The sequence below is a fragment of the Sphingomonas molluscorum genome (assembly GCF_039522995.1).
GTDB classification, from domain to species: Bacteria; Pseudomonadota; Alphaproteobacteria; order Sphingomonadales; family Sphingomonadaceae; genus Sphingomonas; species Sphingomonas molluscorum.
The window spans coordinates 116260-131116 of the sequence record NZ_BAAAEL010000012.1; the positions used below are offsets into that span (position 1 = coordinate 116260).

Annotated in this window: 17 protein-coding genes; 5 read left to right on the forward strand and 12 right to left on the reverse strand. The window is 68.7% G+C overall.

The features are described from left to right. Positions 1–19: 19 nt before the first annotated feature. A complete protein-coding gene (locus ABDZ92_RS13340; RefSeq protein WP_125961102.1) occupies positions 20–550 on the reverse strand; it encodes a 2'-5' RNA ligase family protein in 531 nt (176 codons plus the stop codon). Further along, positions 550–2385: a potassium transporter Kup gene (locus ABDZ92_RS13345; RefSeq protein ID WP_125961065.1), complete on the reverse strand. Its 1836-nt coding sequence runs from the start codon at positions 2383–2385 to the stop codon at positions 550–552. Before ABDZ92_RS13345 ends, ABDZ92_RS13340 begins: the two co-directional genes overlap by 1 nt. A 263-nt stretch (positions 2386–2648) precedes the next feature. Between ABDZ92_RS13345 and ald the strand changes: the two genes are divergently transcribed. From ald to ABDZ92_RS13360, 3 genes are all read left to right on the forward strand, one after another. Beyond that, a complete protein-coding gene (gene ald / locus ABDZ92_RS13350; protein WP_125961066.1) occupies positions 2649–3761 on the forward strand; it encodes an alanine dehydrogenase in 1113 nt (370 codons plus the stop codon). 36 nt (positions 3762–3797) lie between these two features. Next, positions 3798–4019, forward strand: a complete 222-nt coding sequence (locus tag ABDZ92_RS13355; protein WP_125961067.1) for a DUF3072 domain-containing protein — start codon at positions 3798–3800, stop codon at positions 4017–4019. A 268-nt stretch (positions 4020–4287) separates the two neighbouring features. Beyond that, positions 4288–5028: an alpha/beta fold hydrolase gene (locus ABDZ92_RS13360; protein WP_164521290.1), complete on the forward strand. Its 741-nt coding sequence runs from the start codon at positions 4288–4290 to the stop codon at positions 5026–5028. Here the strand turns inward: ABDZ92_RS13360 and ABDZ92_RS13365 are convergent. Together ABDZ92_RS13365 and ABDZ92_RS13370 are read right to left on the reverse strand one after the other, a co-directional pair. Continuing rightward, positions 5013–6359 (reverse strand): glycoside hydrolase family 27 protein, encoded by a 1347-nt coding sequence (locus ABDZ92_RS13365; RefSeq protein ID WP_125961069.1) that lies wholly within the window; start codon positions 6357–6359, stop codon positions 5013–5015. The genes ABDZ92_RS13360 and ABDZ92_RS13365 overlap by 16 nt on opposite strands. Positions 6360–6392: 33 nt before the next feature. After that, the gene (locus tag ABDZ92_RS13370; RefSeq protein WP_125961070.1) at positions 6393–6914 is read right to left on the reverse strand and encodes an Lrp/AsnC family transcriptional regulator; all 522 of its coding nucleotides are present in this window, start codon (positions 6912–6914) and stop codon (positions 6393–6395) included. A 93-nt stretch (positions 6915–7007) separates the two neighbouring features. Between ABDZ92_RS13370 and ABDZ92_RS13375 the strand changes: the two genes are divergently transcribed. Continuing rightward, positions 7008–7973 (forward strand): DMT family transporter, encoded by a 966-nt coding sequence (locus tag ABDZ92_RS13375; protein ID WP_206432209.1) that lies wholly within the window; start codon positions 7008–7010, stop codon positions 7971–7973. A 47-nt stretch (positions 7974–8020) separates the two neighbouring features. Here ABDZ92_RS13375 and ABDZ92_RS13380 read toward each other — a convergent pair whose 3' ends face one another. Beyond that, positions 8021–8758 carry an SDR family oxidoreductase gene (locus ABDZ92_RS13380; RefSeq protein WP_125961071.1) on the reverse strand — a complete coding sequence of 246 codons (738 nt, stop codon included), beginning with the start codon at positions 8756–8758 and terminating at the stop codon, positions 8021–8023. Between the two features lie 160 nt (positions 8759–8918). Here ABDZ92_RS13380 and ABDZ92_RS13385 point away from each other — a divergent pair, with 160 nt between their 5' ends. Then, positions 8919–9815: an AraC family transcriptional regulator gene (locus ABDZ92_RS13385; RefSeq protein ID WP_125961072.1), complete on the forward strand. Its 897-nt coding sequence runs from the start codon at positions 8919–8921 to the stop codon at positions 9813–9815. Positions 9816–9818: 3 nt separating this feature from the next. Here ABDZ92_RS13385 and ABDZ92_RS13390 read toward each other — a convergent pair whose 3' ends face one another. From ABDZ92_RS13390 to ccmC, 7 genes are read right to left on the reverse strand one after another with little or no spacing between them, the layout of a single operon-like run. Beyond that, entirely contained in the window at positions 9819–10481 is a 663-nt protein-coding gene (locus ABDZ92_RS13390; protein ID WP_125961073.1) for a tetratricopeptide repeat protein, read from the reverse strand. Then, positions 10481–10894, reverse strand: coding sequence for a cytochrome c-type biogenesis protein (locus tag ABDZ92_RS13395; protein ID WP_125961074.1), 414 nt, complete (start codon positions 10892–10894; stop codon positions 10481–10483). Before ABDZ92_RS13395 ends, ABDZ92_RS13390 begins: the two co-directional genes overlap by 1 nt. Then, positions 10891–11415, reverse strand: a complete 525-nt coding sequence (locus tag ABDZ92_RS13400; RefSeq protein WP_125961075.1) for a redoxin family protein — start codon at positions 11413–11415, stop codon at positions 10891–10893. The genes ABDZ92_RS13395 and ABDZ92_RS13400 overlap by 4 nt, the downstream gene beginning before the upstream one ends. Next, complete coding sequence (locus ABDZ92_RS13405; protein ID WP_125961076.1) at positions 11412–13367, reverse strand: heme lyase CcmF/NrfE family subunit; 1956 nt, start codon at positions 13365–13367, stop codon at positions 11412–11414. The genes ABDZ92_RS13400 and ABDZ92_RS13405 overlap by 4 nt, the downstream gene beginning before the upstream one ends. After that, on the reverse strand, positions 13364–13798 hold the full coding sequence (gene ccmE / locus ABDZ92_RS13410) for a cytochrome c maturation protein CcmE (protein WP_125961077.1): 435 nt from the start codon (positions 13796–13798) through the stop codon (positions 13364–13366). The genes ABDZ92_RS13405 and ccmE overlap by 4 nt, the downstream gene beginning before the upstream one ends. Next, entirely contained in the window at positions 13795–13923 is a 129-nt protein-coding gene (locus tag ABDZ92_RS13415; RefSeq protein ID WP_267495222.1) for a hypothetical protein, read from the reverse strand. Before ABDZ92_RS13415 ends, ccmE begins: the two co-directional genes overlap by 4 nt. After that, entirely contained in the window at positions 13920–14645 is a 726-nt protein-coding gene (gene ccmC, locus ABDZ92_RS13420) for a heme ABC transporter permease CcmC (protein ID WP_125961078.1), read from the reverse strand. The genes ABDZ92_RS13415 and ccmC overlap by 4 nt, the downstream gene beginning before the upstream one ends. Positions 14646–14857: the final 212 nt, after the last annotated feature.

The window sequence follows — 14857 nt, forward strand, 5'->3', positions numbered from 1 at the left end:
CGAAGGCGTTTCGCGTCGGTCAAGCGAACTTGTGACGGGAAATCGGCTCCCAGGGGCCGCCGCGGTACCACCAGCTCGCCAGCCCGGCGATCGCGAGCGGACGTGGCCGGAAATCGGCCTGCAAGGCGTGCAGAAGCGCGCGCGCTTTTGCCGGCTCGACCTTGTTCTGGATGGTGACGTGGGGCGCCCAGCCGGCCCGGTCCTGCGGCGTCAGCAGCATCGCGAACGCGTCCGCGAGGCGGGCGCGGATCTCCTCAAGCTCCGGCGATTCGATCCGCAGCGCCACCCCGCGCCCCAGGTTGCGCAGCCCCGCGACCCTGGCGCGGGGCGCGCCGACGCCGCGGGTTTCGGCGGCAAGGCGCTGCCGCAGCTCGGGCGCCACATGCGGCGGCAGATGGTGGAACAGCGTCAGATGCGCGGCCAGCTGGTTGCGCTCCGGCGGAAAGTGGCGGCGGCGGAGTGCGTCCAGCGCGGCATGATCCGCCGCGCCGAACAAGGCCGAGACGATGATCGGCGCGCCCGGAGCGGAGGCTGGGGGCGCGGGCTCGATCAAATCTCGACCTGGCTGCCGAGCTCCACCACCCGATTGGTGGGCAGGCGGAAGAATTCCATCGCGCTTTCCGCGTTGCGCAGCATCCAGGCGAACAGCTTTTCGCGCCAGATCATCATGCCGGGCCGCGACGAGGGCAACAGCGTCTGGCGGGCGAGGAAGAAGCTGGTCTCCATCATCCGGAAATCGCCGCCCGCGACCTTCACCTGCCGAAGCGCGGCGGGCACGTCCGCATCCTGCATGAAGCCGTAGCGCAGGATCAGGCGGTGGAAGCCCTGCCCCAGGTCGTCGGCCTTAACCCGGTTCTCCTCGGCGACGAAGGGCTCGTCGGTGATCTTCACCGTCAGCAGCACGACGCGCTCGTGCAGGACCTTGTTGTGCTTGAGGTTGTGGAGCAGCGCATGGGGCACGCCATCGGGCGTGGAGGTCATGAACACCGCCGTCCCCGGCACCCGGCTCGCGGAGCTCGCGGCCGACTGGATGAACACCTTGATCGGCATTGCGGCCTCGCGCAGGCGCTCGATCATCAGCTTGCGCCCCTTCGCCCAGGTGGTGAGCAGCACGAAGACGATGATGCCGATCATCAGCGGGAACCAGCCGCCGTCGGGCACCTTGGTGAGGTTGGCCGCGAAATAGGCGCCGTCGACCAGGAAGAAGACGGCCAGCAGCGGCAGCGCGTAGTAGACCGGCCAGCGCCACAGCGCGAACAGCAGCACCGCCAGCAGGCAGGTGTCGATCAACATCGCCCCGGTGACGGCGATGCCATAGGCCGCGGTCAGGTTGGACGAGGTCTGGAAGGTGAGCACCAGCAGGATCACCATCACCATCAGCGCCCAGTTGATGAGCGGGATGTAGATCTGCCCCGCGGTAGCGGCGCTGGTGTGGTCGATGCGCAGCCGCGGGATGAAGCCGAGCTGGATCGCCTGCTGCGTGACCGAGAAGGCTCCGGAGATCACCGCCTGGCTCGCGATGATCGCGGCCGCTGTCGCCAGGAACACCATCGGCAGCTGGAAGTCGTCGGGCGCCAGCATGTAGAACGGGCTCTGCAGGGCGGCGGCGCCCTCGCGCATCAGCAACGCACCCTGTCCCATGTAGTTGGCCATGAGCGCGGGCAGCACGATCCACAGCCACGAGAAGGCGATCGGCTTGCGTCCGAAATGCCCCATGTCGGCGTACAGCGCCTCTGCGCCCGTGACCGCCAGCACCACCGACCCCAGTGCCAGAAACGCGGCCAGCGGATCATGCACAAAGAAGGCGATCGCGTAGGTCGGCAGGAAGGCGTGCAGGATGGTCGGCGTCTGCACGATGCTGACGACGCCCAGCGCCGCGATCACGGTAAAGTAGCAGACCATGATCGGGCCGAAGAAGGCGCCGACACGCGACGTGCCGCCCCGCTGGATCGAGAACAACCCGACGAGGATCAGCACCGCGATCGGCAGCACCAGGCCGCCGAAAGCCGGCGCGGCGATGGCGACGCCCTCCACCGCCGACAGCACCGAAACCGCGGGGGTGATCATGCTGTCGCCATAGAAAAGCGCGGTGGCGAACACGCCCAGCAGCACGATGCCGCTGGTCCAGCGCTTCCCCTGCGTGCGGCCGGAGACGAGCGCGAGGAGTGCAAGGCTGCCGCCCTCCCCCTTGTTGTCGGCGCGCATGATGATCGACACATATTTCAGCGTCACCACGATCATCATCGACCAGAACATCAGGCTGATGACGCCCATGATGTGCAACGGGTCGAGCGCCAGCTTGTGGTGCCCGTCGAAGGTTTCGCGGAACGCGTAGAGCGGGCTGGTGCCGATGTCGCCGAACACGATGCCGACGGCGCCCAGCATGAGCTTCCACGTCGCCTGCTCACGCGAATGGGCGTGCCCATCCTCGACGCGATCTGATGGCAGCAGGGCAGCCCCCGTCGGGGCAGAGTCCGGGGAATTCACAGGCGCGGCAATTGCTGGATCGCGTGAAACATGACCATCGCCTGAACGCTACTCGTTTCGCCGTGAAAGCGCCGGCCGTTAGCACGCGCAGCATGCGCTAGCAACGGGACAAGCCCGACGACCCGTTCTATAGCGGATCATCTACCGTATCGGAGAGGTTTATGCGCGTCGGTGTTCCCAAGGAAATCAAGAACCACGAGTATCGCGTCGGTCTGACGCCGTCCTCGGTGGCGGAACTGGTCGCGGCCGGGCACGAAGTCGTCGTCGAGACTTCCGCCGGGGCCGGAATCGACTTCACCGACTCGGACTATGTCGAGGCGGGTGCCCGGATCGTGGCGGATGCCGCCACCGTCTTCGCCGAGAGCGACATGATCGTGAAGGTGAAGGAGCCGCAGCCGTCCGAGATCGCGCTGTTGGAGCCGCGGCACACGCTGTTCACCTACCTGCACCTCGCCGCAGACAAGCCCCAGGCAGAAGGGCTGATGCGGTCCGGTGCGACCTGCATTGCCTATGAGACGGTGACGTCGAACAGCGGTTCGCTGCCCTTGCTGAAGCCCATGTCGGAGGTCGCGGGCCGCATGTCCGTGCAGGTCGGCGCCCACTATCTGGAAAAGGAACAGGGCGGCCGCGGCGTTCTTCTGGGCGGCGTCCCCGGCGTCGCGCCGGCGCGAGTCGCGATCCTGGGCGGCGGCGTCGCCGGCATCAACGCCGCGCAGATGGCGGTGGGGCTGCGCGCGGACGTCACCATCTACGACATCAGCAACGAACGGTTGGCCGAGCTCGACCTTCACTTCGGCAGCCAGATCAAGACCGCCTATGCCTCTCGCGCCGCGATCGCGGCGGCGGTGGCGCAGGCCCATCTGGTGATCGGCGCCGTGCTGGTGCCGGGTGCCGCAGCCCCGAAGCTCGTCACTCGGGAGATGCTGCGCACGATGAAGCGCGGCAGCGTGCTGGTCGACATCGCGATCGACCAGGGCGGGTGTTTCGAAACCTCCCGCGCGACCACCCACGACGACCCGGTTTTCGTCGAGGAGGACGTGATCCATTATTGCGTCGCCAACATGCCGGGCGCGGTCGCCCGCACCTCCGCGTTCGCGCTCAACAACGCGACCCTGCCGTTCGTGATGCGGCTCGCCAAGTTCGGCGCGGAAGGCGCCATGCGTGCCGACCGGCACCTGGCAGCAGGCCTGAACGTGTCCCGCGCCAAGATCCGGCATGCCGCTGTGGCGGAGGCCCTCACGTTCACCATGGAAGCCTGGTCCGGAACGGAGTGAGAACAAAGACGTTTGTCCCGGGGAAGGAGATACCCCGTGGCAAATGATCAGAACCCCAAGAGCGAGCCTTTTTCCAACGCCGAAAAGGACCCGGACGACTGGACCACCGGCGACGAGCCGATGACCGGCGCCCAGGCATCCTACCTCAAGACGCTGAGCGAAGAGGCCGGCGAGGAATTCGACCAAGGCCTCTCCAAGGCGGAGGCTTCCAAGCGCATCGATGCGCTGCAGGAAAAGACCGGCCGCGGAGCGAACTAGGCACGGCGCCGCCACCTTCGGGTGGCGGCGTTTTCCCCGGCCGGGTTGAGACCGGTTGTTTGCGCCGTTGGCGTCGGCGTAGATTGCGGCGTCCACCCGGGAGCCCGCACCGATGCACGACCTGCTTGCCGCCCTTCTTGCGTCGCTAGCGCTGGCGGGGACCGCGACAACATCCGCGGAAGTTGACGGCCGGTTTGACGTTGGGGGGCGCGCGATCCGGCTACAATGCCAGGGTGCCGGCGAGCCCACGGCGGTGGTGGATGCGGGCATGGGTACCGCACCTGTCGAAGACGCAGGGTGGCAACGGATCGCGGCGCGGATCGCACCCGTCACACGTATCTGCCTCTATGATCGCGCCGGCTTGGGCAGCAGCGACCGAGCGCCGGAGCCGGTCCGGACAAGCCTGGATGCGGCGAACGATCTGCACGCCGTGCTACAAGAAGCGGGGGTTCGGGGTCCGTTTCTGCTGGTCGGCCACTCGATCGGCGGTCTCCACGCGCAGGTGTTCGCGAGCCGCTTTCCGGACGATACGGCCGGGCTGGTACTCGTCTCTTCGACCCATCCGGACCAGATGACGACCTGGCTTGCGATGCTGCCCAGTGCCAAGCCCGGGGAGGAGAAGCCGCTGACCGACGTGCGCACCTTTCTCTCCGCCATGATCGAGGATCCGAACCGCAACGAGGAACGGCTCGACTGGCGCGCGAGTGCGGCAACCGCGCGTCAGTTGAAGACGCTCGGCGACAAGCCGGTGATCGTGGCGACGCACAGCCAGCGCTTTCGCATGGTGCCCGGGCTTTCGGAGCCGCTCGCTATCCGACTGGAGGAGTCGAGCCAGCGCATGCAGAAGCAGTTCCTCACGCTTTCCTCCAACGCGCACCAGAATATCGCGGCGACCGCCGGCCACGGCCTGCCGCACGAGGCGCCGGAGTTCGTGGTGGACAACATCCTGCAGGGGGTCGCGGCGGTGCGCGCGCAGGGCTCGACCGGGCGGACTCAGCCGACCCGGTAGAGCCCGGCACCGTGCGAGGGGATGCGGCGGATGAGCCGGTCCTTCGCGGGCGCCAGCGCCTTGCCTTCCCACAGGTCACGCACCTGCTGGCTGCCGCTCAACCCAAATTCGCGGAGCGGGAGGGTGATCTCCCGCGCCTCCTTGCCGGTGTTGAACAGCGCGACATAGCGGCCGCGGCCGTCCGCCGGCCGCGCGGACCACACCCGCACGCCGTCGGCCAGGAAGTGCGGTTGATTGTCCGTGCTCGCCTGGTTCACCGCCAGCACTTCGCGGTTGGTCAACAATGCCAGCGTCGGATCGTCCAGGTGCCTGAGGTCCCCGCCCATGATGAGCGGCGAGCGCGCGATCGACCAGAGCGTCATCAGCGTGCGCTGCTCGTCGGGCGTGAACTTGGTATCCCGCTCGCCCAGCGCCAGCCGGCCGAGAGGCAGCATGTCGGCGTCCGGCCAGCCGCCGGGTCGCCGCCACGGGTTCCAGTTCTCCAGCCGCGTGAACTGCGCCTCCAGCAGCGGCCATTCGTCCCAGAAGTCGTCGCTGATCCGCCACATCTGCGCAAAGCGACGCACGTGCTCGCCGCGGGTGACCGGCGTTTCACCGGGCGACAGGCTCAGGATCATCGGCCGGCCGCTCGCGGCGATCGCCTTGTGCGCCGCCTCGATCTCCAGCGCATGGGCATCATAGGGGCGGCTCATGTCGTCCATCTTGACGAAGTCGACGCCCCAGGACGCGAACAGGCGGAAGACGCTGTCGTAATAGGCCTGTGCCCCCGGTCTCGTCATGTCGACGCCGTACATGTCCGGGTTCCAGGAGCAGGTGCTGCTGGTGTCGGCGATGTCGGCGGCACGGACCTTGGTGCCCAGCACCGGAAGGTTGCGCTCGACGGCCAGGCGCGGGATGCCGCGCATCAGGTGGACGCCGAACTTGAGGCCCAGCGCATGGACCTCCGCCGCAAGGGGCGCGAACCCGCGCCCGTTTGCGCTAGAAGGGAAGCGGTTCGGCGCCGGCAGCAACCGGCCGTTGCCGTCCATCGCCGGCACCGGCTTGGCATTATAGGTGTAGCTGGCGGCGTTGGGTTCGTACCACTGGATGTCGACCGTGAAGACGTCATAGCCGAACGGCAGCAGCTTGTCGGCCATGATGCGGGCCGTCTCTCGCGCCTGCGCCTCGGTGATGGTAGTGGCGAAGCTGTTCCAGCTGTTCCAGCCCATCGGCGGCGTTGGCGCGAGCACCGGTTCGCGCGCGCCGTTCCCCGCCTGGGCAAACGCCGGCAGGGCGGATGCCGCCGTTCCCGCCATGCCCGCCGCCAATAGTTCGCGCCGGCCGATCCGCATCGTCTTCCCTCCCCTTTTCTCTGGCCGCTCTCGCTAGCAGCGACCCGGCGCGGGCACCATGGCGGCGTCCGGGATCATGATCTCCGTCCCGAACTTCACCCGGTCCAGTGCGATCAGGCTGCGAAAGCTGGCGATCGCGTCGTTCTCGGAGAACAGCCGCCGGCTGATCGCATCATAGGCGACCATGTCGGCCGCGACGATCACCAGAACGAAGCTGATGCCGCCCGTCACATAATAGCATTGCTGCACCTCCGGCGCATCGCGGAACAGCGCCTTGGCGGCGTCGACGGTACGGGAGCGCTCGTCCGCAAGCTGGACTTCGACGATCGCGGTGATCCCCATCTGCACCGCGCGCGTATCGACGATCGCGACGTTGCGCTCGATGACCCCGGCCTTTTCCATCGCTGCCACCCGCCGCTGCACCGCCGCAGCCGAGAGGTTCACCGCCTCCCCGATGGTACGCTGTGGAGTGCGGTTGTCCCGCTGGAGGATGCGGAGGATCGCGCGGTCGAACGCGTCGAGGACGCGTCGGCGAAGGGCATTCGCTTGGGCCATGCGCGAGTTTTTGTTGCATCCAAGGCCGCGAGCAAGCGCAAAAACCTCATGCGGGCGGTGCTATTCCGCGCGGTGTTCGCGATGAGGAGGACGATGATCAGCACCGCGGCCGGTACGCCCGGCACCAACAGGACCGTTCTAGGGGTCGCCTGTGGCATGGGAGCCGGGGCGCTCTGGGGCCTGGTGTTTCTTGCTCCCGATCTCGTGCGGGCGTTCACCCCCCTGCAGCTCGCGATCGGGCGGTATCTCGCCTTCGGCCTGATCTCGGCCGCGCTGATCGGTTCCCGCTGGCGTAGCCTGGTCGCGGCGGTGCCGGCGCGTGGCTGGCTGTCGCTTGCTTGGCTCTCGCTGGCGGGCAACACGCTCTATTACGTGCTGCTGTCGACCGCGGTGCAGACGGGCGGCATCGCCATGACGTCCCTCGTGCTCGGCTTCCTCCCGGTCCCGGTGACGATCATCGGCAGCCGCGATTCCGGCGCGGTGCCGCTGCGAAGGCTCGTGCCGTCCCTCCTGCTGTGCGTGGCAGGCGCCGTCTGCATCGGCTGGCAGGCGATCGCGGCACCGGCTGCAGGCGCGGTCACGGGGCTCCTGTTCGCCGTCGGAGCGCTGGCGTCCTGGACCGCCTATGCCATCGGCAACACCCGTTCGCTCAGCCGCTTCGGGCACGTCTCCCCCCAGGACTGGAACCTGCTGACCGGCGTAGTCACGGGGCTTCAGGCAATTGCCCTGATCCCGGTCACGCTGCTGTTCGAGCCGCTGAACCACACGCCCCGGGCCTGGCTCGAATATGCTGGCGTCTCGGTCGCGGTCGCGCTTCTTGCGTCGATTGGTGGCAATCTGCTCTGGAACCGGATGAGCCGGCTGCTGCCGCTCACGCTCGTCGGCCAGATGATCCTGTTCGAGACCTTGTTCGGCCTGCTCTACGCCTTTGTCTGGGAACGGCGTCTGCCGACGCCGCTCGAAGCGGCTGCGTGCGTGCTGGTGGTCGCCAGCGTGCTTACCTGCATCGCCGCCCATCGACGACGCGCGGGCCTTGCGATCACGGCCGCAGCCACCTGAGACGTGCCGCTCGCCCTTTTCCCAGGGCGAGCGGCAGCGGGACGGATCTAGATAGCGTCGCTGGCGGTCGGCCGCACGACGATCTCGCTGACGTCGACATCATCCGGCTGGCTGACGGCAAACAGGATCGCACGGGCGATCGCGTCCGCCTTCAGGATCGATGCACGGAAGGCTTCCATCGCCTTGGCCGTCTCCGGGTGGGTGATGGCGTCCGCGAGTTCGGACTCGACCGCGCCTGGCGAGATGATCGTGGCGCGGATGTTGTCGTGCTCGCGGCGGATGCCGTCGGTGATCGCCCACACCGCGAACTTGGTCGCGCAGTAGACGGCGCCGGTCGGCACCACATAATGCGCGGCGAGCGAGGCGACGTTGACGAACTGGCCCGAGCCCTGCTCGGCGAAGCCCGGCAGTGCGGCAGCGACGCCGTTCAGGACACCGCGGACGTTGACGTCGATCATCCGGTTCCACTCGTCGGTCTTGAGCGCCGCGAGCGGCGACAGCGGCATGATGCCCGCATTGTTGACCAGCACGTCGACGCGGCCATAGCGCTCGACCGCCGCGTCCACGAAGCCGGCGAAGCTGGCGGCGTCGGTCACGTCGAGCCGCTGCCACGCCACGGTGCCACCGGCTGCTTCGATCTCCGCGGCAAGCCGCTCCAGCCGATCGGTCCGGCGAGCCCCCAGCATCAGGCGAGCCCCGGCACCGGCCAGCAGGCGCGCGGTCGCCTCGCCGATGCCGCTGCTGGCGCCGGTGATCAGGATCGTCTTCTCATTCAGGTCGGACATGGTGCTTCCTCCATCCGCCAGCGATCGTCGCTGGCCCGCACCCTTTTTGCGCGCCAGGGCACGGCGGACGGTAGACGCGAACTCCGGGATGCTTGCACGATCCTGCATCCGGACGTTCGGCGGCTTGCGCAGGCAGCTTCCGCGTGGAAGCAAGGCAGCCATGCACCGCATCACCGATCTTGCCGCGCTGATCGCGCGCCACGCTCCGGAAGACGGCTTCCAGGACACCGCGCTTCCCTCGGTCACGCTTATACGATCCGCCGCGGTGACCACGCCAACGCCGACCGTCTATGCGCCGTCGCTGTGCATGGTCGCGCAAGGTGCCAAGGAAGCGCAGCTGGGGCGGAGCCGGTTCTACTATGATCCCGGCAGCTTTCTGCTCGCCGGGGTCGACCTGCCGGTGGTCGGCGCGGTGACCCAGGCGAGCGCGGACGCGCCCTATCTATGCCTCGTCCTGCACCTGGATGCTGCGCGGGTGGCCGAGATGGTGGCCGAGCACCCGATGGCGGATCCGCAAGGGGACCGCCCGATCCCGGGCCTCATCCTGGGTGAAACCACCGCCGAGATGATCGACGCCGCCTGCCGGCTGCTGGCGTTGCTCGATGCCCCCGAAGACCGGGATGCCCTCGCCCCGTTGCTGGAACGCGAACTGCTCTGGCGCCTGTTGCGCGGCCCCGCCGGTCAACTTCTGCGGCAAATGGCGGGCGGGCCGCAGAGCGACAAGCTCAACCGGGCCCTTCAGTGGCTGCGCCACCATTATGCCGAACCGGTGTCGATCGACACGCTGGCGGAGGTCGCGGGCATGAGCCCGTCTGCCCTTCACCAGCATTTCCGCACCGTCACCGGGCTCAGCCCGCTGCGCTACCGCACCCAGTTGCGCGTCCAAGAGGCGCGGCGGCTGATGATCGCGCGTGGGCTGGATGCCGCCACCGCGGGTTTCCAGGTGGGCTATGGCAGCCCGTCCCAGTTCAGCCGGGAATATGCCCGCACCATGGGCCTTCCCCCCAGCCGCGACGTCGAGCGGCTGCGGGCGTCCACCGACTATCTGGTTGCCTGAGACTTATTGCGGCTGCGGCGGCGCGGTGCCGGCGGCACGCTCGCGCGCCTGCAACTGAAGCAGTCGGTCGACCAGCACCAGCCGGACGGCGATGTCCTGCCGATACGACACGTCCTCCGGCGTCAGCGCCAGCGCGCGCATCCACAACTCGCGGGTGCGGGCGAAGTCGTTGGTCCGCGCCTGCGCCAGGCCATAGAAGAAGGCGGGCCCAGGATGCTTCGGGGCCAGCCGCATTCCCTGCTCGAACGCGAGCTTGGCGGCGGGAGACAGCGTGCCGCCATCCTTTTCCACCAGCATCATGCCGAGCCAGGTCCACAAGGCCGCACTCTGGGGCGCCTTTTGCACGGCTCCCAGCATCACCTGCGCCGCCGGTGCCACCGCGCCCGACGACAGCAGCGCGTCCGAGGCGATGAAGTAGCTTTCCTCGAAGTTGAAGCGGCCGAACATCGCCTGCCGCAATTCCTTCAGGCTCGGATCAATTGTGCGGCGTTCGCGCTGCCCTTCGGCCGAGACACCGGAAAGGCCCGGCCGGCCCTGCACCGAATAGCCTATCGCCCCCAGCATCATCGCGGCGCCGACCAGCGACCAGAGCGCGGGCGCGACCCGCAGCCGCCACAGCAGCAGCCCCGACGCGACCGCCAGCAGGCCCAACATCACCCAGCCCATCACGCCCTCCTGCGCCGGCGGATGCTGCGCCGCGCGAGCAGGATGCCCGCCGCCAGCAGCACCAGCGGTGCGATCCACAGCGGCAGCGTCGCGGCATCCAGTGGCGGATCGTAGCTCACATAGCTGCCATAGCGCTCGACCAGCCACGCGCGCACCGCTTCGGGCTTCTCACCCTTTGCGATCCGCTCGCGCACGAGCGCGCGCATGTCGCCGGCCATCTCGGCATCGCTGTCGGCGATCGACTGCCCCTGGCAGACCAGGCAGCGCAGCGTGTTCATCAGCGCCTTTGCCTCGGCCTCCTTGGCCGAGTCCGGCAGCTGGGTATAGGCAAGCGGCGCCGGCGGCAGGTCCGACTGGGCGAGCGCCGGAGCGGCGAGCAACAGCGCCAGCGCGGCAAGCGTCGCGCGGCTCATCGCGCCGCCTCCAGCGCGCGGAGCAGCTCGGGTACGTCGCTGTCGCGAATGTCGCCGATGTGCTGCGCGCGGATGATCCCCTTGCCGTCGATCACGAACGTCTCCGGCACGCCGGACGACCCGAGCGCGAGCTGCACCTGGCTCGTGGGATCGTCGCCAATCGCCGCATATGGATCGCCATTCTCCGCGAGGAAGCGCTGCACGTCGGTCGATCGGTCGCGGATCGCCACCGCGCGGATATCGGCCCCCGCTTCCTTCAGCCGCAGCAGCTTGGGCGCCTCCGCCAGGCACGGCACGCACCAGCTGGCAAACACGTTCAGCAGCTTCGGCTTGCCGTCACGGAAGGCGGCATCCGAAAGCCCGGGCTTACCCGGTACGGACGCGGCGAGGATGAATGCGGGCAAGGGCTTGCCCACCAGCCGCGAGCGCACGGTGGTGTCGGTGGGGCGCAGGTTGAGCGCGACCACGATCACCAGCACCACGAACGCGGCCAGGGGCACCCAGAGCAGCCACCGCTTCATGCCAGCACCTCCGCATGCCTTGCGCGGTGGCCGGGCCGCCGCTCGCGCCAGAGCCGCCCGACCAGCGACAGCAGGCCGCCGATCGCGATCAGCGCGCCGCCCAGCCAGATCAGCGTCACCAGCGGCTTCCACCACAGGCGCAGCTGGCGCCTGCCGCCCTCGGTCGCCTGGCCGAGCACGACGTAGAGCTGGCCGTCGAGCGCGCTGGTGATCGCCGCCTCGCTCGTCTCGGTCGGCGGCGCCGCAAAATAGCGCTGCTGCGGCGCGATCCAGAAGCGCTGGCTGCCGCGCTCGACGCGCATCCGCCCCTCGATGGCGGTCCAGTTGGGCCCGATTACCGGACGGACGCCTTCCAACGTCACACGATACGGGCCGACCTGCTGGGTCTCCCCCACACCAGCGGCCACCAGCACCTCGCGGGTGAAGGCGCTCTCGCTCGCCATGCCGGCTAGGCTGACCGCGACTCCCAGGTGCGCAATCACCATGCCCCAGGTGAACAGCGGCGTGCGGCGCAGGTTGCGACCCCACAGCGGCGCCACACTCGCCACCGCAAGAGCGGCGGACAGCGCCAGCCCCAGCAGCGAGAGCACGCCGGTCTCCGGCGCGAGCAGCAGCACCGCCACCAGCACTACCCCGGTCGCCATCGCCGGCACCAGCAGTCGCCGGCCGAGCGCCCGCGCATCGTCGCGGCGCCAGCGCAGCAGCGGTCCGGCAGCGAGCGCCACGACCAGCAGCAGCGCGATCGGCCCCACGGTCTTGTTGAAGAAGGGCGGCCCCACAGAAAGCTGCACGTCCATCGCCTGCGCGACCAGCGGATAGAGCGTGCCGATCAGGACGATGCCGAGGATCACCGACAGCAGCAGGTTGTTGAGCACCAGCCCGGCCTCGCGGCTGATCGGCTCGAAGGTCGCGCCCTGCCGCACCGTGCCGATGCGCAGGCCGAACAGCGTCAGCGCGCCACCGATGTAGAGGACCAGCAACGCCAGGATGAAGCTGCCGCGGCTGGGATCGACCGCAAAGGCATGGACGCTGGTGAGGATGCCGGAGCGAACCAGGAAGGTGCCCACCATCGACATGGAGAAGGCGACCACCGCCAGCATCACCGTCCAGGCACGCAGCCCGTCGCGGGTGGCGAGCACGGTCACCGAATGGAGCAGCGCGGTGGCGGCGAGCCACGGCATCAGCGAGGCATTCTCGACCGGGTCCCAGAACCACCAGCCACCCCAGCCGAGCTCATAATAGGCCCAGTAGCTGCCGGCGGTGATGCCGAGCGTCAGGAAGATCCAGGCACCGAGTACCCAGGGGCGCATCGCGCGCGCGAACTGCGGGCCGACATCGCGGGTGACGAGCGCGCCGATGGCAAAGGAGAAGGCGACCGACAGCCCGACATAGCCGAAGTAGAGCGTCGGCGGGTGGAAGGCCAAGCCTGGGTCCTGCAGCAGCGGGTTGAGCCCCATGCCCTCCGCCGGCGCCGGATCAAGCCGCGCGAAGGGATTGGAGGCGATCAGCAGGAACGCGAAGAATCCAAGCGCGATCGCCGCCTGGCCGCCCATCGTCGCCACCAACGTGCGCGGGTCGAGGCGCTTCTCCAGCAGCGCGATCGCGGCACCGGCAAGGCCAAGCACCGTCACCCACAAGAGCATCGAGCCCTCGTGGTTTCCCCATGCCGCCGACACCTTGTAGAGCATCGGCTTGGCCGAATGGCTGTTCTGCGCGACCAGCAGCACCGACAAGTCGCTACGCACGAACACCAGCACCAGCGCACCAAAGGCAAAGGCGGTGAGCAGCCCCTGCACGACTGCGACCGGCCGCACCGCCTCGACCAGCTGGACGCCGCCGGGCGCAGGCGTGGCGGTGCGCGTCATCCGCAGCCCCAGCGCCGCGGCGACGAGCTGCAGCAGCGCCAGCGCGGCGGCCAGCCACAGCGCCGCGAGCCCGGCTTCGGCGATCATGGCTCCAGCGTCTCGCTCTTGTGCATCTTGCCCGCGACTTCGGGCGGCATGTAGCGCTCGTCGTGCTTGGCCAGCAGGTTGTCCGCGACGAAGCTGCCGTCGGCAAGGAAGCGCCCTTCGGCCACCACGCCGGAGTTCTCCTTGAACAGGTCGGGCGCGATGCCGCTGAACCGCACCGGCACCTGCGCGGCGCCATCGGTGACGGTGAAGGCGATCGTCACCCCGTCCGGCTGGCGCTGGATGGATCCCGGCGCGACCATGCCGCCCAGCCGCACCGCTCGGTCGACGGGCGGCGCGGCCTTGGCGACGTCGGACGGCGCGTAGAAGAAGGCGGCTTCCCCCTGGAGGGCCGAGAGCGCGAGCCCGCTCGCGCCGAGGACGGCGGCGACGGCAAGCCCCACCAGGGTCAGGCGTTGATGCTTGGGCTTCACTTTTTCCTCTGGCGCTCGGCCTGGGCTTCGGCGCGTCGCATGGCGATCCAGGCAGCCGCGGCCATCGCCGCGGTGCCGCCAAGGGTCAGCGCGTAGGCGCCGATGACGAAGGGCCAGGGGTTCATGCGGCCGCCATCCGGCGCAGGCGCGCCTCCGCCTTGATGCGCGCGAGATCGGCCCGCATCCGCATCAGCACGATCGCGACGAACAGCAGCGAGAAGCCGGCGAGCGTGAAGCCCAGCGGCCACAGGATGCTGTTGTCCACGGTAGACTTTGTGAGCGTGATGCTCGGTCCCTGGTGCAGGGTGCGCCACCAGATCACCGAATAGCGGATGATCGGCAGCAGCGCGGTGCCGGCGATGCCGAACAAGGCGGGGATGCGTCCGTCTCCGTCGCGCTCGGCATCGGCGCGCGACAGCGCCAGATAGGCGAGGTAGACGAAGAACAGCAGCAGCATCGACGTCAGCCGCCCGTCCCACTGCCACCAGGTGCCCCATGTCGGGCGCCCCCAGATCGAGCCGGTCCCGAGGCAGAGCCCCGCGAACACCGCCCCCGGCAGCGCCACCGCCCGCGCGGCGATTGCCGCCAGCGGATGCCGCCAGACGAGATAGGTGATGCTGGACACGGCGATGCCGGTCCAGCCGCCCATGCCCAGCCAGGCGGCGGGGACATGGATGTAGAGGATGCGGACCGTCTCGCCCTGTAGATAGTCGGGCGGCGTCTGGGTCAGCCCCGCCCAGCTGCCGAACAGCAGCAGCGCCGCGCCGAGCGCAAGCAGCACCGGCGTCAGCGGACGGGCGATCGACAGGAAGCGCGTCGGATTGGCAAAGGCGTGGAGGGTCGGCACGATCAGCCACAAGGGTTAAGCGAAATTGCCCGGGGCGTCACCCCGAGCCTGCGCTTATTCGGCGATGGCGCTTTCCACAACATTGCGCCGGGTCAAACTGGTGCGGCGGGAACCGCAGGCCCGCCAATTGCCGTCGTGCTGAGGAAGCTCGGCATCCAGGCGGAACCTCTGCACAGACCGCGGCCCGGGTCAGCAACCTCTCCGAGTTCGCC